Here is a 21993-nt window from a genome sequence, read left to right as displayed (position 1 = left end):
TGTTGAAAACTGACAGGATTAATCAATGACCGACGATATCGATGTCTATGAAACCCAGGAGTGGCTGGATTCATTACATGCCACTATCCGCCATGCCGGACCTGAGCGTGCTGCTTTCCTGCTCAAGCAATTATTCGATAATGCCCTGGATAAAGGGGTTGCTTTACCTCAGGCGATTACCACGCCATATCGCAATACGATCCCACCTGAAAAAGAAAAAAGAATGCCTGGCGACTTGTTTATGGAGCGCCGTATTCGTTCATTAATTCGTTGGAATGCGCTGGCCATGGTGATGCGTGCTAACGATAACGATGAAGGTCTGGGTGGGCATATTGCCTCATTTGCTTCTTCCGCTACTTTGTACGATGTTGGTTTTAACTATTTCTTCCGCGGTAATGAGAATGGTCACCTGGGTGATCTGATTTATTTTCAGGGCCATGTAGCGCCGGGTATGTATGCCCGCTCTTACCTGGAAGGTCGTTTTGATGAAGAGCAGCTGGATAACTTCCGTCGTGAGGTGGATGGCAATGGCCTTTCTTCTTACCCACATCCATGGCTGATGCCAGACTATTGGCAGTTCCCAACCGTATCCATGGGCTTAGGTCCGATTCAGGCAATTTACCAGGCGCACGTGATGCGTTATTTGTCGGCACGTGAGTTATCGCCTCGCGGTGATCGTAAGGTCTGGGCATTCCTGGGCGACGGTGAATGTGATGAGCCGGAAACACTGGGTGCGATTTCTCTGGCGGGCCGTGAGCAGTTAGAGAACCTGATCTTCGTGGTGAACTGTAATCTGCAGCGTCTGGATGGCCCGGTGCGTGGTAACGGCAAAATCATGCAGGAACTGGAAGGTGTGTTCCGCGGTGCTGGCTGGAACGTGATTAAAGTCGTCTGGGGTCGCCATTGGGATGTATTGATGGAAAAAGACACCAACGGCATGTTGCAAAAGCGCATGGACGAAGTGGTTGATGGCGATCTGCAAAACTACAAAGCTAACGGCCCGGCTTATACCCGTGAACACTTCTTTGGCGAATACCCGGAGCTGGCGGAGCTGGCTGCTGAGTTAACCGATGAAGATATTGCCAAGTTAAACCGTGGTGGTCACGATCCGTTTAAAGTGTATGCCGCCTATGCTGAAGCCATGACGCATAAAGGTCAGCCAACCGTGATCCTGGCGCAAACCGTAAAAGGTTATGGCATGGGTGATGCGGGTGAAGCCGCTAACGATACCCACTCAGTGAAAAAACTGGATATTGAATCGTTAAAAGGTTTCCGCGATAAATTTGCGATTCCATTAACCGATAAAGAATTAGAAACCGTTCCGTATTATCGCCCGGCGCCAGACAGCCCGGAAATGAAATACATGCGTGAACGTCGCGAAGCGTTGCACGGTCCGGTGCCATCCCGTCGTACCGATTTTGAGCCATTAAAAGTACCTGCTCTGGACGCTTTTAAAGGCCAGCTGACCGGCAGTGGCGAACGTCAGATGTCGTCCACCATGAGCTTTGTGCGGGTGTTGTCACAACTGGTTAAAGACAAAGAAATTGGCAAGCGTATTGTGCCGATTGTGCCGGACGAAGCGCGTACCTTTGGTATGGAAGGTATGTTCCGCCAACTGGGTATTTATTCTTCCGCGGGTCAGAAATATACCCCGCATGATCACAGCCAGATCATGTATTACAAGGAAGATAAAAAAGGCCAGATCATGGAAGAGGGCATCAATGAAGCCGGTGCCATGTCAGCCTGGATTGCCAACGCAACAGCGTATAGCAACTCCAACTGCCCGATGATTCCGTTCTACGTGTTCTACTCCATGTTTGGTTTCCAGCGTATTGGTGATCTGGCCTGGGCGGCAGGTGATATTCAGGCACGCGGTTTCTTAATTGGTGCAACCGCCGGCCGTACCACATTAAACGGTGAAGGTTTGCAGCATCAGGACGGTCACAGTCATTTAATGGCACACACCATTCCGAACTGTCACTCCTATGATCCGACGTACGGTTTTGAACTGGCGGTGATTATTCAGGATGGCCTGAAACGTATGTACGACGATCAGGAAAACTGCTTCTACTACATCACCACCATGAACGAAAACTACGTTCATCCGGAAATGCCAGAAGGTGCGGAAGAAGGCATCATCAAAGGTATGTATCAACTGAAAGAAGGTAAAAAGACTAAGAAGTCTGATGCCCGTGTTCAATTGATGGGCTCCGGTACCATTTTACGTGAAGTGGAAGCGGCGGCGGATATTCTGCGTGAAGACTACGGTGTTGAATCGGATATCTGGAGTGTGACGTCCGTTAACGAACTGGCCCGTGACGGTCAGCGTTGTGAGCGTAACAACCTGCTGCATCCGGAAAAAGAAGCCGAAGTGCCTTACATCACTCAGCAATTAAGCACACAAAGTGGCCCGGTTATTTTTGCTTCGGATTACATTAAATCCTACGGCGAACAATTACGCGCCTTTGTACCGGGTGAATATAAAGTGCTGGGTACCGACGGTTTTGGTCGCTCGGATACGCGTAAAAAATTACGTCAGTTCTTCGAAGTCAGCCGTGAATTTATCGTACTGGCGGCATTAACCAGCCTGGCAAAAGACGGCAAGTTCGATGTAAAAGAACTGGAAAAAGCCCGTGTGCATTTAGGTATTGATGCCGAAAAACTGGACCCAACCCTGAGCTGAGAGGAGGCAAAACAATGAGCAATATTATCGTTAAAGTGCCGGATCTCGGCGGTTCAGAAAACGTCGAAATTATTGAAATTTCAGTCGCAGTGGGTGACAGCGTTGACGTCGAACAGGACTTAATTGTTCTGGAGACGGATAAAGCCACCATGGAAGTACCCTCCAGTCATGCGGGTGTGGTTACTGAATTATTGGTGAAGGTGGGCGATACCGTTTCTGAAGGCTCGGATATTCTGGCGCTGACCAGCGAAGCATCTGATGCACCGGTATCTGAAGCTGCGGTTGAACCCGTTGCAGAGCCTGAGGCAGTTGTGGAAGCGCCGGCTGCGGCACCTGCCACCCCTACCACAACCCCTGCTGCAGCACCTACAGCCAGTGAAACCATCGAGTTAACCGTACCGGATCTGGGCGGTGCCACCGATGTCGATATTATCGAATTAAGTGTTGAGCCAGGCGCCAGCGTCGAAGCGGAAGATTCGCTGCTGGTACTGGAAACCGATAAAGCCAGCATGGACGTACCAGCACCACAAGCCGGTACTCTGGTCGAGTTTAAAGTCGCGGTGGGCGATAAGGTTAATGAGGGTGATGTCTATGCCGTATTAACCACTTCAAACTCTGAAACTACTCCGGTCGCTGCTCCAGCATCTGAGTCAGCACCTGAGCCTGTGGCAGAAAAACCAGCGTCGGCATCTCAGCCAGCTTCGGCACCTGCACCAGTAAAAGCAGAGCCTGTAGCGGCAGCGCAAGATGCAGAGTCTAAGGCTGTGGTAGAAGGCAAAGGAGTTTATGCCGGTCCGTCATCACGTCGGTTGGCGCGTCAGCTCGGTGTCGATTTAACCAAGGTAAAAGGCTCTGGTGCGCGCAATCGTATTACCAAAGACGATATTCGTGCCTATGTAAAAGATCTGATTCAGAAAGCGGAATCCGGTCAGGTGGCCGTCACGTCTGGCTCGGGTATTCCAGCCGTTCCGGAAATTGATTTCTCCCAGTTTGGTGAAATCGACATGCAACCGATGAGCAAAATTAAAAAGCTCACCGCTGCCAATATGTCACGCGCCTGGTTAAACGTGCCCCACGTAACGCAGTTCGACGAAGCGGATATTTCCGATCTCGATGCGTTCCGTAAAGACATGAAAGCCGAAGCTGAACGTCGCGGTGTGAAATTAACGCCAATGCCGTTCCTGATTAAAGCGGCGGCGATGGCATTGCGTGCTGAACCAAGCTTTAACGTATCGCTGCACGCCGATGGCGAACACATGGTGCAAAAACACTACGTTCATATTGGTATGGCGGTGGATACACCCAACGGCCTGGTGGTTCCGGTGATTCGCGATGCCGATAAAAAAGGCATTTGGGAACTGGCGGAAGAAAGCAACGAACTGGCAGCTAAAGCCCGTGCCGGTAAATTAAAACCGGTGGAAATGCAGGGTGGTTGTTTCACCATCTCCAGCCTGGGTGCGATTGGCGGCACCGGATTTACGCCGATTGTGAATACCCCAGAAGTGGCGATTATGGGCGTATCAAAAGCCCAGATTAAGCCAATCTGGAATGGTAAAGAGTTCGAACCACGCAACATGCTGCCGTTGGCAGTATCGTACGATCACCGCGCAATTAATGGCGCAGATTGTGGTCGATTCTTTACCACTCTGGTCGCTATGATCAGTGATATTCGTCGTTTGGTGCTGTGATATTTAGTAGATTGAATGCACAGCAACAAATGAAGAATGCCCTTTGAAAAGAGGGTGATTAAAAGCCTGGTAAGGTGGCTGAATCTCCGGTATTCGAGAGCGGGGATTCAGGGCCAGGTTTTTTCCAGCGCAACACCGATACGTTTTCCGTCTGATACCGACCTCATATCGGATGGAGAGCGTATCGGTGTTTTTTTATGGCTCGTACTTTTTCCTAATTTTTGCGCACCTCTTGCTCCCGCACAGCCCCTCGTTCCCACGCTCTGCGTGGTAATGGTTCTGCCTCTGCCAAGTTTGCCCTACATACTGTGTTTTCCTGCTTGTCTGCATTCTCCGCCAGTGATATTTTAAAAACAATAGAGTCAATAGTGTGCACGACACGCTTGTCTGGAAGGGAATGATCTTGCTAAGGAAGGTTTCTGTTTTAAATCAGTTTGCATCCAAGTGCTAGAAGAGTTTCTTCAACTTTGAAAGGTGTGTCGCTTGCAAGGTAGTCAATCTTGCAAGGGCGTGTGATTAAACTGTTATGGCCTTTTAGGATCAGAGAAAAATGTCTACTAGCTCAATAAGTCGAAGAATGGAAGACAGTGTTAAGGCATTCATGGGCGAAGACTTCGAGACGTCTTTAATACATTACTTCCCTGCTCTTGATAAAACTGCAAAGAGAAGACGACCTAGCGAAGGTGTTGGAAATAGAATTCGAAACTTTCTAGATGATGAACTCGATATCATTAGCCATGTTGCTACCAGGAACATTTTTCGAATTGAATGCAATGGTCTGTCAATCCCACAAGCAATTTACAAATTTGGCAGAACATCTATAGCCCATGAAGGTGAACTGGACGCACGCCTTAACTTTGATAACCGAACAGGAATGAGTATAGGCCAAACGTGGAATCTACCGCCTTCGTTTATTACAGGATTAATTCTATCTGTAATAATTGCTCCCGAGAATGCAGGGGAAAAATTTGAAAATGAATATAGATTGAATATTCACGGTATAGATTTTCAGGTTTCCGAGCTTTGGGGGCAAAGGCAAAAAATCAGAGACTGGATGGAGTCCGTGTATGGGCGTCCCATTTTCAACTCGCAGCCATAACAAGTGGGTGTATGGGAAGCCATTACGTCCCGCCAATTTTTGCGTTTGCTTCGTAAATTATCGCAAAAAATAGCCCCACCACATAGCTCCTATGACCCTGGCGTGAGATTTATTATTGCTCCTAGTACCAAACTTGAACTGCGACGGTCGTAACTAAATCCCTCCGCTCCCACGCGGAGCGTGGGAGCGAGTAGAGTTTCAGGAAGCAAGTATTAACCGAAGGCATTACAATCACTGTATGCTTTTACAACTCACACTTCTTTGAGCTAAACGCCCGCACCATTAACCCAAACCGGGCTTTCAGATTACGGCAAGAAGCTCCCAGCAATTTTTTTATCCCGATATAACCATCCGTCACCTTGTCAGTACGCAACTCTCTTGCGACCTTCTCATAGTGCTGAAAATCAATGCAACCTTGTTCGGTTCGCTGAATGTGTGTGTGCGATAACCTGTTCATAGTGCTTCCCTCGTCAGTAGGTAGGTCGTGAGTAAGGCCTGTCTTGGTAGTTCGTTATCCGGTGTTGTCATGATTAAGATTACGACCAAATAATGATTGTTAATAACGATTAAAATTAATTAAATTGATCGTTAAATGTGATTTATAGGCCGCTGGCGGAGGACTTATGTCGTTACCCAATCTGAGTAGTGAAGTGCTGCGTACCTTTGTTGCGGTGGTGGAGCAACAGGGTTTTATTCGTGCTGCGGAGTCTTTGCATAAAACGCAATCAACCATCAGTCAGCAGATGAAAAAGCTGGAGCAGGAAGTGGGTGTTCCCTTGTTTAAAACGCTGGGGCGTAAGCGGGTACTTACGCACGAAGGCGAAATGATGCTGGGTTATGCCCGCCGATTATTGGCGCTACAGGATGATGCCATCGCCAGTTTGCAGAGTAGCGGCCTTCAGGGAGAGGTGCGCATTGGTGTTTCTCAGGGAATTGCGGAGTTGATGTTGCCCGACTTGCTGGCGGAGTTTGCCCGGCAAAACCCGGCAATTCGTTTGTATGTGGAAACCGGCTATTCCCCGGCGTTGCATCAGGGGTTTGATAATGACGAATACGACCTGATTATGACGGTATCTCTGCAGGAAATGCAGGGCAGTGGTGACTTATTGAATGTCGAGCCGCTGGCCTGGATTGGCGCCCCCGGCTGGCAATGGAGTGGTCAGCGGGAGTTACCCATCGCCGCTTACACCAGTAATTGTCAGTTCCGCATTGCCTGTCTGGAAGCGTTAAAACACCATGATATTCCCTGGCGTTTGGTGTACACCAGCTCCAGTTATCAGGGGTTAATGGCCGCGGTGAAAAGTGGCCTGGCGGTGACGGTTCGGCCTCAGAGTGCTGCGGCGGATGGTGGTGAGTTGGTGGGAGAACGACTCGGCTTGCCAGCATTGCCGAGTGTTTATTCCTGGCTGCGATACCGGCCCGGGTTTGAAGCCGGACGACAGCTGGCTGATTCGTTAAAGCGGGCATCGCTGAAGGCGAGATGATCTCGCCCGGTATAAAATCAGCGCAGCCATTGCTCCGGCAGGCCTTTGGTTTGAATCATGGCAGCAAAGTCCATGGTCAGGGCAATGGCGACATGCACCGCGACCCCTCCCCAGATTGAACGCGATTTTAACGCCAGAATGCCGAGAAAAAAGCCGAATAAAATAGCGCCGGTTGACTCTAACCAGAGCTTAGGGAAATGCAGCATTAAATACGGCAGGCACATAACCGCCACCGATAAACTGCCAAACTGAGTGCGTAAACCATTCACCAGAAAGCCCCGGAAAAAAAACTCAACGGCAATAAACTGGGTGATGTAAATACACTCCCACAATAACAAATCCAGCCAGCTGATATGGGCCAGGTCATAAAATGGGTAGTGGTTGGCAAAGTCACTGCGGAAGCTGGCCATAATGGCAAAACCAATAATCGGGGTGGTTAATAACACATATCCAAGCCAGTGTTTATGGACTTCACCCAGTTGCAAGCCGTAGTCTTTTAACGACTGTTTGAGTAAGCATTTAATGGTAACAACCGGGATAATAATAAATGCCAATAAATGCCAGAACCCCCACCATACATAGCCCCAGAGTTCGCGGTAAGCGCTGCCATAATAAGCATTCAGCCATTGCTTGTTAGGAATGGAAAACACACTCTCAAGCATCGGAATAGCAGTGCGTAAATTGCTGGAATATTTCAGATAATGCAGCATTAATAAACACACACAGGCAACGGCAATCACAACCCAGGCGCGGTTTTTCAGCGTATCCGGTGCGATGCCCTGACGATCTTTTTCTGCCTGACGGTCAATGTCGGTGACATGAGACCAGATCTGTTTCGGGTGAAGCCAATACAGGGGATTTTTATAGGAGCCGCTCACGTGTGTTTCCGTTTTGGATAAAAGGACAGCAGAGAGACTATTGAGCCGCTGCCCTCTTGGCAAGAGCGCAGCGTAAGTAGTTTTTCATGGTGTTAGCGCATGAGGCCAATACGCCTCAATGACCGCTTAGAATGGCTCTCTACCCGAGCACCTTGTTGCAGGGTTTCTTCAACAAAGGCCAGGTGATCATTCACCGCCTGTTGTGCTGCCTTGGGGTCACCGCTGATCACCGCATCTTTAATGGCCGCGTGTTGCTCGTTAATTTCGTGACGACGTTCGTCTTTGATGTATAAGTGTTCCAGGTTGCTGGCGATGGTTTGTTTAAACAAACTGAACAGGGCACGCATGGAGTGCAGTAATACCGCGTTGTGGGATGCTTCGGCGATGGTCAGATGAAAACGCCAGTCCATTTCAGCTTCTTCTTTATAACCTTTTCGCGCCTGGTGGCATTCCAGCCACTCCTGGTAGCGACGTTCTATAATTTCGTGATCAGCCGGTGTGGCGCGAAGTGCCGCATAGTGTGCAGCGACTTCCTCCAGTGCATGACGGAACTCCAGCAGGTCATAGTTAAACTCATCATGACTTTGAAATAACTGCGTAAGTGGATCTACGAACGATAAACCAATGTCGTTCGAGATAAACGTACCGCCGCCTTGCTTGCGCAATACCAGACCTTTGGCTTCCAGCTTTTGTAAGGCTTCACGCAAGGACGGCCGTGACACTTCAAATTGCAGCGCCAGCTCGCGTTCTGGCGGCATTTTCTGGCCTGGCGCCAGGCTGCCTTCCAGAATCATGGTTTCTAATCGCTTGGCGATAATGTCAGAAATTTTTGAGGCACGAATAGAATGTTCAGTCATAGAGCTTCCGCAGTGGCTGGTTGCATATTGGTATAAATACTTAGTCGCTGTTTTGGCTAATAAGGATTTTGTAAAAAGGTAAAACCAATCAGGTGAGTATATTGGAAGCCGATATCGGCTATCCAGATTAATTTACTCATACCAAGGTCTAAAATAAATAGGGGGATTAACCTGTCCTGGCATTTGACGCGCACTTCAGTATCACGATAATTTAGACACATAATCTCAATTGGATAAATGGTATTACCAATTTATTGAGTTGTCGATAATAAAATATAAGCGGTGATGTATGTCTTCGATGATGAATAAGCGCAATCGCACCTACCCGGCCAAGCCCCGGGCGGTATACCTGATGGGAACCTGTCTGGTGGACAGTTTTTACCCTCAGGCTGGTATGGATGCGATTTCTTTAATTGAGCGGGAAGGGGTCAAGGTGATTTTCCCTCAGGGCCAGACCTGTTGTGGCCAGCCTGCATACAACTCGGGCTATGACCAGGAAGCACGAGAGGTTGCTCGTCAGCAATTAAAAGCGTTTGCCGAAGACATTCCGGTGGTGGTGATGATGGGTTCCTGCGCCGCCATGGTTCATCACGATTATATCTCCCTGTTTGCGGGTCAGCCTGAACAGCCTCAGGCCCAGGCATTGGCTGAGCGCACCTTTGAGTTTTCTGAGTTCATGGTGAACGTGCTGCAGGTTGAGCTTAAAGAAACGGCTCAGCAACCGGTGAAAGTGGCGTTGCATACCTCTTGCAGTGCTCGTCGTTCGATGCAGGTCGCTGAAGAACACAAAGCGGTGTTGTCCGGCTTGTCGGGCGTTCAGGTTGTTGAGCCGGAGCGGGTCACGGAATGTTGTGGTTTTGGTGGCACCTTTGCAGTGAAACAAGCGGATATTTCGGCAGCGATGTCGGCCGATAAGGCAGACAACATTGCCGCAACCGGCGCCGATGTGCTCACCAGTGCCGATTGTGGATGCCTGATGAACATCAGTGGCACGTTAGATAAACAGGGCCGCTCGATGCCGGCCAAACACCTGGCAACGGTACTGTGGGAGCGCACACAATGAATCAGATCCGTGTTACCCAAATCAGCGCCGATGAAATGGCGACCCTGGTAAACCGCGAAGAACACGAATTTGCGGATATGCAGCAACGCCATTTTAAAGCCCGGGCAAAAATGTCACTGGAAAATGACGAATTGCGTGCCAGCTTTTTGGGCGCCAGCAATTTTCTGGTGGGAAAACGTAAAGCGATGTTTCCGGACGAAGATGAGCTGGCGGCGTTGCGCGATCGTGGCGAAGCGGTTCGCCAGCATACGTTAAATCAATTACCGGATTTATTAGAAAAGCTGGAAAATAATCTCACCGCTAACGGCATTGTGGTGCATTGGGCCGAAACGGCCGATGAAGCTTGCCACCTGATTCATAAAATTCTGGACACCAATAACGCCAAAACCGTGGTGAAAGGTAAATCCATGGTGACCGAGGAAATTGAATTAAATCATTACCTCGAAGCGCGTGGCATTGAATGTCTTGAATCCGATATGGGTGAATATCTGGTTCAGCTCGCCAAAGAAACACCGTCGCACATTATTATGCCGGCGATTCATAAAAATAAGCAGCAGATTGCCCGTTTGATGCACAGTCGCGCCGAAACCAGTGACGGCAAAGGGGTGCCTTACAGCGAAGATGTTGATGACTTAATTGGTAATGCCCGGGCGATTTTACGCGATAAATTTATGACCGCCGATGCTGGCATTTCCGGCGTTAACATGGCGGTTGCTAATAGCGGAACCCTGTGTTTAGTCGAAAATGAAGGCAATGGTCGTATGACCACCACCGCGCCTAAATTACACATTGCGGTCACCGGCATTGAAAAAGTGGTGGAGGATTTTTCTCAGGTCCCGGACGTGGTGAAACTGTTAACCCGCTCCGCCACGGGTCAGAAAATCACGACCTATTTTAATATGATTTCCGGGCCTAAAAAGCCAGAGGAAAAAGATGGGCCGGAACAGGTGCATCTGGTGCTGGTGGATAATGGCCGTTCGCGCATTTTTAATCACGAAACCTTAAAACCCACGTTGCAATGCATTCGCTGTGGCGCCTGTATGAATCACTGCCCTGTGTATGCCCGTATTGGTGGCCATGCGTATGGCTCAACCTATCCGGGGCCTATTGGTCAGGTGGTAACGCCACAAATTGGTGGCATTGATAAACACGGCGATATGTTAACGGCCTGCTCGTTAAATGGCGCCTGCGGTGAAGCTTGTCCGGTACGCATTCCGTTGCCCAAACTGATTCGTGAACTGCGGGCGGAAGCCGTAAGTAAAGACGTTAATTACGTTAAACCCGATTCAGTACGCCAGGTGTTTAATGCGGTTGAAGGACGTGGCACCAAACGCACATTAATGGAAAGCCTGATCTGGAAAGGTTGGGCAATGGCCCACGATACCCCGTTGCTGTACCGCCTGATGACCGGTGTAATGACACGTGGACGTAAATTATTACCGAAAAAACTCGCCCCCTGGACAAACACCCGATCCATGCCACAAGCCGCTGCTAAAAGTCTGCATCAGTTAGCAAAAGAGAGAGGTTTGGCCGATCAACCCGAGCGTGATGCGACAAGCAACAACGGAGAATCATCATGAGTAGTCGTGACCGTATTTTACAGCGTTTGAAAAATGCTCAGGCTGCGACGCCAGTGTCGCCTTCGCCGCTAGCGTTTGCCGCCACTGAAACCCGCCTGAAACCGGCTGAGTATAAATCTGAATTTGTGCAGAACCTGGTCGATAATCATGCCGAAGTGATTGAAATTTCTTCCCAGGATCTGGCGTCAACCGTGCAAACTCTGCTGGCCGATAAGCAACTGGAACGTTGCCTGATAGGCCAGAATGTGGAAGCTGCAGAGCTTAATAAAGCCTTGCCGCAGCTGGAAGTTTATGAACAGGCACTGGATAAAGAGGTGCTGTTTCAGCAGGTGAATGCAGGCATTTGTTGGGCGCAATATGGCCTGGCTGAAACAGGATCACTGATGTTGGAAACCAGTGTGCAACAGCCCAGAACCTTATCACTGGTGCCGCCGGTGAATATTGTGGTGGTGCGTGAGTCCGATTTATTAGCCGATTTTAATCAACTGGTTGGTTCAGAATATTGGCAGCAGAAAATGGCGGGCGAGACAAAACCAACTAATTTATTGCTGGTTTCCGGGCCGAGTAAAACCGCTGATATTCAACAAACGCTGGCGTTTGGTGCACATGGCCCGAAAGAGTTAGTCGTTATTTTAATCAGTGAGTGATGACATGGATAATCAAGAGTTTTTAGCTCTCTGCCGTTCGGCTGTTGGCGACCATAATGTATTAACCGGCGACACCAAAACGGAACATTACCGTACCGGCTTTCGCTCGGGTGGTGGTGATGCACTGGCGGTGTTATTTCCACAAACGCTGAAGCAGCAATGGCAATTATTGCAGGCGTGTGTTGAGGCCGACAAAATCATCATTATGCAGGCGGCTAACACTGGCCTGACCGAAGGTTCGACCCCAAGCGGTAATGACTACGATCGTGATGTGGTGATTATTAACACCCGTAAGCTGGATAAACTGATTCTGTTGAACGAAGGTAAGCAGGTGGTCAGTTTCCCGGGCTCATCTTTGTTCACTCTTGAGAAAATGCTGGCGCCACTTAAGCGTGCGCCACACTCGGTGATTGGTTCTTCGTGTATTGGTGCGTCGATTGTTGGCGGTGTTGCCAATAATTCCGGGGGTGCGTTAATTCAGCGTGGGCCAGCCTATACCGAGTTGTCGCTTTATGCGCAAATCACCGCTGAGGGCGAATTGGTATTGGTGAATCACCTGGGGATTAATCTGGGATCCTCCCCAGAAGAAATTCTCGACAATCTTGAGAATGAAACATTCAGCCCGGGCGATATTTTACAAGGCGATGAAAAAGCCTCGGCCAGCGACTATCCGGAAATTATCCGAGATATTAACGCCAATACCCCGGCTCGTTATAACGCCGATACGTCGCGCCTGTACGAGTCCAGTGGTTGTGCCGGCAAGCTGGCGGTATTTGCTGTTCGTCTGGATACCTTTGCCGTTGCCGAGCGTGAGCAAACCTTTTATATCGGCACCAATGATGCCGATCAGCTGACTGAGTTGCGTCGTCATATTCTGTCGGAATTTAAGCATTTGCCGGAAGTAGCCGAATACATGCACCGTGATATTTATGATATTGCGGAAAAATATGGCAAAGATACCTTTATGGTCATCAACTATTTTGGCACCGATATGCTGCCAAACATGTTTGCTCTTAAAGGTCGGATTGCAGCGACATTAAATAAAATCAGCTGGTTGCCTAAAGATATTCCCGACCGGGTGATGCAGTTCGCCAGTAAATTCTGGCCAAACATGCTGCCAAAACGTATGCAGGATTTCCGTAAAAAATACGATCATTACCTGATTCTTAAAATGAGTAATGACGGTATTGATGAAGCCAAACAATACCTGACGGAGTATTTTGGTCGTGACGACCGGGGTGATTATTTTGAATGCAGCGCCGATGAAGGAAAAAAAGCCTACCTGCATCGTTTTGCCGCCGCCGGTGCCGCCATTCGTTACCAGGCTGTTCATCAAAATAAAGTAGAAGATATCCTGGCATTGGATATTGCGTTACCGCGTAATAATCTCAGCTGGGAAGAGTTTCTGCCGGAAGAAATCAGCCAGCATATCGAGCACTCGCTCTATTATGGTCACTTTATGTGTTACGTCTTCCATCAGGATTACATCGTGAAAAAAGGCGTCGACCCAAAAGCACTAAAGGCTAAGATGCTGAAGCTGCTGAAAGATCGCGAAGCCAAATACCCTGCAGAGCACAATGTGGGTCATTTATACGAAGCTGAGCAGGGATTAAAAGATTTCTATCAGCAACTGGACCCAACCAACAGCTTTAACCCCGGGATTGGTAAAACCGATAAACATAAGCGCTGCTGCTGTTAAAACTGGCGTTGTTAAGACTGGCATTGTTGAGGCTGGCGTTCTAAGGCTTTAACAACGTTGATTTATATCGTTTAACAACTCAATCTTCTCCCGATCTCATCGACTCAAGAGGCCCGGGAGATTCACATTTGTCGTATTTTCGTCAACACTAGAGGTTGTGATGATGAGAGATACAGATAATGACAAACACCAGTGTACTGCCCGCGGCTCAGGCGGGCTTGTATCGTGAGCCGGGTATCCATGCTCACTACCTTGAATATCAACTGCTTCCCAATGTCGATGCCGATGCGGTAAAGCGAACCATTGCTCAGGCATTAATTCCGGTTGCGGATTGTTATGTTGGCGTGGCTTTTGGCGCTCAGGCCTGGGACCGTTTGCAGCCGCAATGGCGTCCTGCTGAATTGGTTCCTTTTGCCGAAGTGGCGGCCAAACATGTGATGCCAGCGACTCAGGCTGATGTGTTTTTCTGGTTGCATGGCGAAGACCGCGGTGAAGTGATGGCCGCTGCGTTACAGGTTCAGCAGCAATTGGCTGAGGTCGCCAGTATCACATTAGATGTCAGCGGTTTTAAGAATCAGGCTTCGCGCGACTTAACCGGGTTTGTTGATGGTACGGCGAACCCGAAAGAAGAAAAGCGTATTGCGGCGGCACAAATCCCATCCGGTATGCCGGGTGCGGGCGGTTGTTATGTGTTTTCACAGAAGTGGCGTCATGATCTTGAATCGTTCCGCAAACTGACGGTAAAGCAGCAGGAAGCTGTGATTGGCCGTACCAAGCAGGATGATATTGAGCTGGAAGGTGATGCCATGCCAGCGGATTCACACGTCAGCCGTACCGATGTCAAAGTGGATGGCATAGCGATGAAAATTTATCGTCGCAGTACACCGTATTATCAGAATGCAGACGATAAAGGCTTGTACTTTTTATGTTTTGCCAGTGAGGTGCGGCGTATTCAGATCCAGCTTGAACGTATGGTGGGTGCAACGGCGGATGGTATCAGTGATCACCTGATGGCGTTCTCTGAGCCGCTGAGCGGTTCTTATTGGTTTATGCCAGCCCAGGCAGATCTGCTGCAGCTATTAAAAGAGAATCCGTAAATGAATAAACACAATACCGGCCTGATTCTGGTGGACGTTCAGGGTAAATTGGCTGAGCAAATGGTCGATTATCAAGGCTTGTTCGAGCGCCTGAGAGTATTAATTGCCGGTGCTCAGCTGATGGATATTCCGATCGTCTGGATGGAGCAACTGCCTGCTAAGCTGGGAGCCACCCGGGATGAAATCATTGATTTATTACCGGGTCAGGCGCTGGAAAAAAATACCTTTTCCGGTTTAAAAAACGAAAAAATAGTTCAAACAATTCAATCTCATAAGCGCAGTAGCTGGTTAGTGGCTGGTATTGAAGCGCATATATGTGTTTATCAGACGGTGTCTGATTTGTTGTCTCAAAAATACGATGTGCAATTGGTGACGGATGCGGTGAGTTCACGCTCTGAAGAAAACAGAGCGCTGGCTATCGCAAAAATGCAGTCTCTGGGGGCCAGTCTGACGTCTGTCGAAATGGCCCTGTTTGAACTTCAGGAAATTGCTGAAGGTGATGTGTTTCCGGAGCTGATACGGTTAGTGAAATAAAATTTCCTGCATCAGCTGTTCTGCCTGATCAATGTAATGCTCACCAAACAGCAAAGCATGATTAAGAATGTGATACAGCTGATAAATAGGACGCCGCATCTCATACCCTGAGTCTGCGGCAATCACGCTGTGGTAACCCTGATAAAACTTCTTCGGAAAACGGCCGAATAACTCCGTCATCGCCAGGTCGGTTTCGCCGTCACCATAATAACTGGCCGGGTCAAACACCATCGGATAGGCCAGTGATTTATCCGGATTAAAACCGACATTTCCCGACCATAAATCACCATGAAGCAAAGCCGCTGCAGGCTGGTGTTCGGATAAAATCTGCTGACATTTTTGCAAGCATGGCTCGCTGTTGCTGAAGCGAATGTGTTGTTGCTCAAGCTGATTAATTAGTGGCATCAATCGCTGCTGGATAAAAAAGTCAGCCCAGTTGGTATTCCAGTTATTGTCCTGTGGTGTATCACCGCAATAGGTGGTACAGCCAAAGCCATAGCCTTGTTCGGATTCATGCTGATGCATTTGTGCCAGCTGCTGCCCGGCACTGAACCAGTCGCCATGAACGGCCAGTGGCAGGTGTTGCAGGATCAGATAACTTATTTGCTGGGTGTCGCTGCTGATGGTTGAGGCGGCTAAAGGAGCGCAGGTCGCGAGCGTATTGCTTTGCATCAGCGCTTTTAAACAGCGTTGCTCGGCGAGGCTCTGAAGGTGGCTTTCCAACGAACGGCATTTAATAAAATAAGCACCCGCTGCCGTTTGCACGGTAATTTGTGTCTGACCGGAGTGGCTCTGAAGGTTGTAACCTTTAATCTCCACGGATTGTGGAAATAAATTCTGATACTTCACTGCATGTTGCAGTATTTCCAGCACGATCTGGTCATTATCATCCTGAGGGATGTATTGATGTGCAGCCGATGCATTCATAAAAAAGGCCTCGCTTTCTAACAGCCTGATCAGTGTAAGTCACTCAATTGAGAAAAACTGAGTGACACTTATCAAATTGTTAAAAAAGCAGGCCTTATGAATTGCTGCCAAGTGTTAGGGTTTGTTAACAGGCCCTAGTGGAAAATCCAGTTCTCCCAGCTTTTAATGCGCATAATCAAACCACGAACCAGATTCAATAAGTGGCGGTCGGTGGTGAAAATTGTTGCCATGGCATCAGTACCCACCGGCAGTTTCAGATCAGCTGCACGTTCATCGGTCATTTTAATCATGACCAGAACACGGCCTGGTGCCCGATCATAAGCCCCTTTGATTGGCTGGCCACTGGCGGCGACCATGCCTTCGCCCATCGCCGGAACAACACGTTCAACTTGTGCAGAAAACACATGGCCCGGTGCTGCAGTAATAGCCAACTCAGCCGCTTCTCCGTTCGCCATTCCCTGTAAAGCTTGTTGCGGGAATGATCCTAACCAGGATTGTTCATTATGAACAAAAATCATCAGCTGGCTGAAAGCCATGGGCATGACAAATTGGCCCGGTCTGACCAGCTCCTGTGTCACCATGCCATCGGCCGGAGCCACAATGGTGCAGTTAGCCAGGTTAAATTCCGCTTCATCAACGGCTGCCATTAAACGTTCAACTTCCGCTTCTGCGCCCTGGCGGTCAAATTCAGTACCGGCGTTACGCTTGGCAAGTTTGGTGGCCTGATCCAGGCGAATTTTGGCCAGTTCAAGCTGGGCCTGAACCTGCTCTAAGCGAGAGCGGTATAACGTGTCATCAATTTTGAGTAACACATCGCCTTTTTTCAGCGGGGTGTTGGGTTCGGCAACCACTTCACTGACGTGACCCTGAACCAGCGCAATAATTGGCGTTACCGGTGCGGTTAAGCGTACATCCTTGGCCACTGGTGCGTGCATGTTCAGCAGTAAGAAACCAAAAAAGTAGACCACAATCGGCACCAGAACTGCGGTCACTACGGTGTAATCATTGATTGGAATCAAACGGAATTTTTTAAATAACAACCAGCAGCCAAGGCCATAAATGGCAGTAATTAACTCAAGCATGGTTTAGCTTCCCTGTTGTTGTAATGGTTGTTGTTGCTGTGAGTCAGCTGATTGAGTTTGTGCCAGCTGAGCTTCCAGTTTTTCGATGCGCTCAGCCAGGCCATCGTCACTGCGGTTTACGTCTACTTGTAAACGTTTCTCCGGCAAAATGGCCCACAGATACACCAGCGGCCATAACGCATGTAAGGTGAAAACACTCAGCCAGCAAGCAACATGAATTGCAGATTTATGCGGGTGATCGTTGTTTTCGGCAATGTGATGAGGAATGCCATGGAGCCAGACTAATGCATAAATCACCATGGTGATGCCTAACAGAAGGATGGCGAGTGCCACCCACTCAAATCCTGTGGTCATTGTTTATCCCTGCTAATTGAGTGGTAAATGAATATTCGTTAAGGCGCGAGTATATCCCAGCTGAGCATGATTGCGAGCCAGCTTGCCTGTTAAAAGTTATCAAATCATGGATTGTGGCTTTAACTGACCGATTCAGGCTGAGTGGTGCCAATGCGCAGGAGTTTTATGCAAGACATTATTTCCCTATGGGAATTAATAGGTGTGCTGTTAATGACAAAGCTGCAACGATCATCAGGTTAAGGTGTTGAGCGCTGTGGCCTTTCAGGTTGGTGTTTACTTACATGGTATCCGGTTGGTTGAATGGCCAGATCAGTGAAATGGCAGGGCGCCATTGGACTTAAGGATCACAGAAAGGTACAAAGTGATACATAATTTAACAATAACGATTGTTCACCAACCGCTGGATTATTATGACGACACTGATCGATGGCAGAAGCCGCCAGTCATTATCACTTATGGAAAGAGTACGTGAGAGCAAAGCCTGGAGCTGGCTGGCAGAAAGCCTGACTCAGGATAAGCGTTTTTCTTATTATTTCGAACCGCTGATGCAAATGCTGGTACCTAACTGGAGCAGTGTGTATAGCCGTGCCACCATCCTGACATCACGTAATGAGACTGACGATGTTTTTACTCTGGTGATTCGGCCACAAAAAGGCTGGGTTAAAGAGCGCTTTCTGGCCGGCCAGCACATTGAGCTGATCACTGAAAAAGACGGGGTTCGTAGCCATCGTACCTTCAGCATCTCGTCATCACCGGAATATTTCCGCAAAACCGGCCTGATTGAACTCACCATTCGTGTACAGGATCAGGGAGCCATCACTCCGTGGTTACAACAGCATTTTGTACAGGGAGGGTTGGCAAATATTTCAGCGCCGTTTGGTGACTTTACACTGGAGCATATAGCCGCTGAAAAAGGCAATGGCGCCCCGGTTCTGATGATTGCCGGTGGCAGTGGTATCACTCCGTTCCGGTCAATGTTGCAGCAGCTGCAGGCAACGGGTGAATCCCGCCCGGTGCATTTAATGTATTACGCTCGTAATGACGAACAGTTTCTATTTCGTCATGAGTTTGAGCGTTTGTTGAAAGAACAGAAGCATGTGTCCTTATCACTGATGAATGGCGAGCAGGTGGGTTTTATCCAGGCTCAGCATTTCAGTGACTTGCCCGTGGATATTCTGAACCCAGAACTTCAGGTCATGATTTGTGGGCCAACGCCGATGATTCAGTTGGCCAGGCAGGAGGCCGAGCTAGCTGGTATTGCCGCTGAGCGTATTGCTTTCGAATATTTCGGTGCGGCCCCGATTGATCAGGTAGACGGTGTTGAAGGTCAGCAGCATGTGTCCTGTACCACGTCTTCGGTACAGCTATTGAGTGATTCAGAGCACCCTAAGTCTCTGCTGGAACTGGCAGAAGAGGCGGATCTTAAGCCGGTCAGTGGCTGTCGTATCGGGGTATGCCACCAGTGTATCTGCAAAAAGCAAAGTGGCGTGGTGTACAACACCAAGACCCAGCAGTATTCGGATACCGGCCCTCAGGAAATTCAATTATGTGTCTCTGTGCCCGTCACGGATGTGGCGCTGGATTTATAATTTTAAGGAATTCTCACTATGACAACTTCATTTGAACAGCGCCCGGATGAGGCAACCTTAAATGCATTTCAGCAGGAGCTGGATGAAATCCGTGATGAAGCACTGGCCCGGCGTGGTCAGAAAGATGCCGACTATATCCGCAATGTGATACGAGTACAGCGAGGCTGCGAAATTGCTGGTCGTGTATTGATGGTGCTTGGATTTGTGCCACCCTTTAATTCGCTGTGGTGGGCAGTTTGGGGCTTAGGAGTGGCGTTATTATCGTTGGCGAAAATCCTCGATAATATGGAAATTGGCCATAACGTAATGCACGGTCAATACGACTGGATGAATGACCCGCATATCAATTCCCGTCACTTTAACTGGGATATCGCCGCCGACAGTGATTCCTGGAAGCGTTATCACAACCATGAACACCACACTTACACCAATATCATCGGCAAAGACCGTGACTTTGGTTATGGCTTGTTACGTTTAAGTGACGATATTCCCTGGCGCCCCAAAAACCTGTATCAGTTTTTTACCTACCTGAACCTGAGTTTATTGTTTCAATGGGGTGTGGCGTATCACGAACTGGCGGCTGAGCGTATTTTCTTTGGCAAACGCCGCAGCGAAAGCCACTTGCCGATCAGTCGGACACAGCTGAAAAAAGACTTCTTCAGTAAAATTAACAAGCAGGTGTTTAAGGACTATATTTTCTTTCCCTTGTTAGTGTTGCCGTTTGGCCTGGCCATTGCCGGATGGATTTTATTGGGCAACGTTATTGCTAACCTGGCGCGAAACCTGTGGACTTCCACCATTATTTTTTGTGGTCATTTCACCGAAGAGGTTCACACCTTTGACGAAAATGACTGCAAAGATGAAACCCGCGGCCAATGGTATTATCGCCAGATTCTGGGATCGTCCAACCTGGAAGGTGCGCGTTGGTTCCATATATTAACGGGTCACCTGAGCTGTCAGATTGAACATCATTTGTTCCCGGATGTTCCGGCGCGCCATTATGTATGGATGGCTGAGCGTGTTCAGCAGGTGTGTGATAAGTACCACATACCTTACAACACCGGATCATTTGGGCATCAATATCTGACCGTTGTGAAGCGGGTGCTGCGTTACTCACTGCCGGATAAAAAACAGCAGTCGAGCGGTACTCTACCGGCGAGCTGAACGGGGTTCAGCTCAGCTTATTCAAGGTGAGTCTGAATGAAAAAACTAGTGTATGCCCTGTTGTTTGTGATCGTTGTTATTGTTGCCGTTCTGGCGGGTATGATGGCAAGAGGTGCGTTTTCTTTTGGTCAGTTTGATCACTCCGGCCCGGTTTTATACTGGGTCAATGCCTCTCCGGTTATTGGGGGGCTTTATGCCGGTGCTGCAGATGGCAGTGCCCCCGCCAAAAAAATTCTGTTTAATCCATTCAGTCCTGATGCTGTTGCAATTGATAAAGAAAATAAGCGCATTTATTTCACCAATATGAGGTTGATGGATGACGGTAACGGCAACCTGATGAGTGCCGACATCGAGAAGGGGGAATTGACCAATCTCACGTATGTCGTGCCCGATGGCCTGGGAATACGGACTCCCAAGCAACTGGCATTGGATAAAGTGAATCAGCAAGTTTATTTTGCCGACAGAGAAGGGCGACGTATCTACCGCGTTCCGATGGCAGGTATTAAAAAAGCCTCTGAGCTTGAAGTGTTAGTCGATTTCACCAGCCTTCCTGAAAATCAGCACCAGTTTGTTGGCGTGGCGGTTGATGAATCCCACGAGCAGTTTTACTGGACTGATCGGTTTACCAATACCATATGGCGCGCTTCGGTTAATGCAGAGCATATAATTACTCCTGCCAATTTGGCCGAACAAGCCAGTCGGATTGTGACTTATCAGCAAGGTATGTTGCTGGAAATCGATATTGATCACATCAACCGGCATTTGTATTTCACTGATCGTGGTGAAGGTAACGAATTTATTGGCGAAACATTGCCAGCCGGATTTATTGGCCGGGTAGATCTGAATAATCTTGAGGCCGGGTATGAAGTGATTGTGCCAGGCCTGTTAAAAGACCCGGTGGGGTTGTCGGTGAGTCCTGAAACAGGCTTTTTGTATTACAGCACCAGTGAAGATTGTCGGATTTTTCGCCGCTCAATGCGAGATGGCCAGATCACACAAGTTCATCAAGGTCGACCGTTTTGTGAAGGCATGAAGTTTGTTAACTGGTAACGGATGGATAAATGAAAGAAGCCGGCTTAATACCGGCTTCTTTTATGCTCTCAGATAAATCAGAACAAGTTCAGAACCAGAGCCGCTTGTTCGCAATGATCTTTTTTCTTCAGATCGTTTTTCTGTTTTGACTGTTCTGATTTAATCCAGGTGTAGCTGCTCGGTGAGCCTTTACAGATAATCAGGCCAAGAACATTATTTTTCGATTTCACGAATAAATTCATATTCACCAAACCACGGGTGCGGGAGCGTAAATGGATTTTCTTCGGTGAAATAGTGTACGAGCGTAAACCATCTTTGGCGGTTACGTTCATACTTTGTCCGGCAGGTGCATTGACAAACACCGCATCGTCACGGATTTCCAGGCTGGTCCAGTTGGAGTCCGTTTCAAATTCCAGTTCGTAGATTTTTTCTTCGGCCATGGCCTCAACCGAAGTGGCCAATAACGCGGCTAACAGCAATTTTTTCATACAACCTTCCGTGGATTTTCCGGAGGTGGGTGAGTGGAAATTCCGGCC

General features: G+C 48.7%; 20 protein-coding genes. 13 read left to right on the top strand and 7 right to left on the bottom strand.

Annotation, left to right across the window (positions count from 1 at the left end; all coding sequences use genetic code 11):
* Positions 1-25 precede the first annotated feature (25 nt).
* The 3 genes from aceE (at position 26) to KFF03_RS12440 (ending at position 5470) form a co-directional block, all read left to right on the top strand.
* The gene (aceE, locus tag KFF03_RS12450) at positions 26-2683 is read left to right on the top strand and encodes a pyruvate dehydrogenase (acetyl-transferring), homodimeric type (RefSeq protein ID WP_255857246.1); all 2658 of its coding nucleotides are present in this window, start codon (positions 26-28) and stop codon (positions 2681-2683) included.
* A 14-nt stretch (positions 2684-2697) separates the two neighbouring features.
* The gene (aceF, locus tag KFF03_RS12445; protein ID WP_255857245.1) at positions 2698-4371 is read left to right on the top strand and encodes a dihydrolipoyllysine-residue acetyltransferase; all 1674 of its coding nucleotides are present in this window, start codon (positions 2698-2700) and stop codon (positions 4369-4371) included.
* Between the two features lie 577 nt (positions 4372-4948).
* On the top strand, positions 4949-5470 hold the full coding sequence (locus KFF03_RS12440; RefSeq protein ID WP_255857244.1) for a hypothetical protein: 522 nt from the start codon (positions 4949-4951) through the stop codon (positions 5468-5470).
* A 244-nt stretch (positions 5471-5714) separates the two neighbouring features.
* Here the strand turns inward: KFF03_RS12440 and KFF03_RS12435 are convergent, their stop codons facing one another.
* Positions 5715-5927, bottom strand: coding sequence for a hypothetical protein (locus KFF03_RS12435; RefSeq protein ID WP_255857243.1), 213 nt, complete (start codon positions 5925-5927; stop codon positions 5715-5717).
* A gap of 166 nt (positions 5928-6093) precedes the next feature.
* Between KFF03_RS12435 and KFF03_RS12430 the strand changes: the two genes are divergently transcribed.
* Complete coding sequence (locus KFF03_RS12430) at positions 6094-6954, top strand: LysR substrate-binding domain-containing protein (protein ID WP_255857242.1); 861 nt, start codon at positions 6094-6096, stop codon at positions 6952-6954.
* A 17-nt stretch (positions 6955-6971) separates the two neighbouring features.
* Here KFF03_RS12430 and KFF03_RS12425 read toward each other — a convergent pair whose 3' ends face one another.
* Together KFF03_RS12425 and KFF03_RS12420 are read right to left on the bottom strand one after the other, a co-directional pair.
* Entirely contained in the window at positions 6972-7832 is an 861-nt protein-coding gene (locus tag KFF03_RS12425) for a CPBP family intramembrane glutamic endopeptidase (RefSeq protein ID WP_255857241.1), read from the bottom strand.
* Positions 7833-7924: 92 nt separating this feature from the next.
* Complete coding sequence (locus KFF03_RS12420) at positions 7925-8689, bottom strand: GntR family transcriptional regulator (RefSeq protein WP_255857240.1); 765 nt, start codon at positions 8687-8689, stop codon at positions 7925-7927.
* A gap of 289 nt (positions 8690-8978) precedes the next feature.
* Between KFF03_RS12420 and KFF03_RS12415 the strand changes: the two genes are divergently transcribed.
* The 6 genes from KFF03_RS12415 to KFF03_RS12390 all read left to right on the top strand — a co-directional run bounded on the left by KFF03_RS12415 (position 8979) and on the right by KFF03_RS12390 (position 15309).
* Complete coding sequence (locus KFF03_RS12415; protein ID WP_255857239.1) at positions 8979-9752, top strand: (Fe-S)-binding protein; 774 nt, start codon at positions 8979-8981, stop codon at positions 9750-9752.
* A complete protein-coding gene (locus KFF03_RS12410; RefSeq protein ID WP_255857238.1) occupies positions 9749-11332 on the top strand; it encodes a LutB/LldF family L-lactate oxidation iron-sulfur protein in 1584 nt (527 codons plus the stop codon). Before KFF03_RS12415 ends, KFF03_RS12410 begins: the two co-directional genes overlap by 4 nt.
* Positions 11329-11979: a lactate utilization protein C gene (locus tag KFF03_RS12405; RefSeq protein WP_255857237.1), complete on the top strand. Its 651-nt coding sequence runs from the start codon at positions 11329-11331 to the stop codon at positions 11977-11979. Before KFF03_RS12410 ends, KFF03_RS12405 begins: the two co-directional genes overlap by 4 nt.
* Before the next feature lie 4 nt (positions 11980-11983).
* Entirely contained in the window at positions 11984-13678 is a 1695-nt protein-coding gene (gene dld, locus KFF03_RS12400; protein WP_255857236.1) for a D-lactate dehydrogenase, read from the top strand.
* 179 nt (positions 13679-13857) lie between these two features.
* Positions 13858-14775, top strand: coding sequence for a Dyp-type peroxidase (locus KFF03_RS12395; protein WP_255857235.1), 918 nt, complete (start codon positions 13858-13860; stop codon positions 14773-14775).
* Positions 14776-15309, top strand: coding sequence for an isochorismatase family protein (locus tag KFF03_RS12390; protein ID WP_255857234.1), 534 nt, complete (start codon positions 14776-14778; stop codon positions 15307-15309). It abuts the gene before it with no gap.
* Here the strand turns inward: KFF03_RS12390 and KFF03_RS12385 are convergent.
* From KFF03_RS12385 to KFF03_RS12375, 3 genes are all read right to left on the bottom strand, one after another.
* Complete coding sequence (locus tag KFF03_RS12385) at positions 15298-16236, bottom strand: fructosamine kinase family protein (protein WP_255857233.1); 939 nt, start codon at positions 16234-16236, stop codon at positions 15298-15300. The two genes, KFF03_RS12390 and KFF03_RS12385, sit on opposite strands and share 12 nt — an antisense overlap.
* 134 nt (positions 16237-16370) lie before the next feature.
* On the bottom strand, positions 16371-17087 hold the full coding sequence (locus KFF03_RS12380) for an efflux RND transporter periplasmic adaptor subunit (protein ID WP_370647480.1): 717 nt from the start codon (positions 17085-17087) through the stop codon (positions 16371-16373).
* Between the two features lie 234 nt (positions 17088-17321).
* Positions 17322-17672: a DUF3302 domain-containing protein gene (locus tag KFF03_RS12375; protein ID WP_255857231.1), complete on the bottom strand. Its 351-nt coding sequence runs from the start codon at positions 17670-17672 to the stop codon at positions 17322-17324.
* A 410-nt stretch (positions 17673-18082) separates the two neighbouring features.
* On the opposite strand from KFF03_RS12375, the gene KFF03_RS12370 reads away from it, so the two are divergent.
* From KFF03_RS12370 to KFF03_RS12360, 3 genes are read left to right on the top strand one after another with little or no spacing between them, the layout of a single operon-like run.
* Positions 18083-19261 carry a flavin reductase family protein gene (locus tag KFF03_RS12370; protein ID WP_255857230.1) on the top strand — a complete coding sequence of 393 codons (1179 nt, stop codon included), beginning with the start codon at positions 18083-18085 and terminating at the stop codon, positions 19259-19261.
* 18 nt (positions 19262-19279) lie between these two features.
* Entirely contained in the window at positions 19280-20425 is a 1146-nt protein-coding gene (locus KFF03_RS12365; RefSeq protein WP_255857229.1) for an acyl-CoA desaturase, read from the top strand.
* Positions 20426-20461: 36 nt separating this feature from the next.
* Positions 20462-21475 carry a hypothetical protein gene (locus tag KFF03_RS12360; RefSeq protein ID WP_255857228.1) on the top strand — a complete coding sequence of 338 codons (1014 nt, stop codon included), beginning with the start codon at positions 20462-20464 and terminating at the stop codon, positions 21473-21475.
* A gap of 59 nt (positions 21476-21534) precedes the next feature.
* Here the strand turns inward: KFF03_RS12360 and KFF03_RS12355 are convergent, their stop codons facing one another.
* Entirely contained in the window at positions 21535-21945 is a 411-nt protein-coding gene (locus KFF03_RS12355) for a hypothetical protein (protein WP_255857227.1), read from the bottom strand.
* Positions 21946-21993: the final 48 nt, after the last annotated feature.

Source organism: Bacterioplanoides sp. SCSIO 12839, assembly GCF_024397975.1.
Classification (GTDB): Bacteria; Pseudomonadota; Gammaproteobacteria; order Pseudomonadales; family Oceanobacteraceae; genus Bacterioplanoides.
This window is presented reverse-complemented; position numbering and strand designations above follow the sequence as displayed.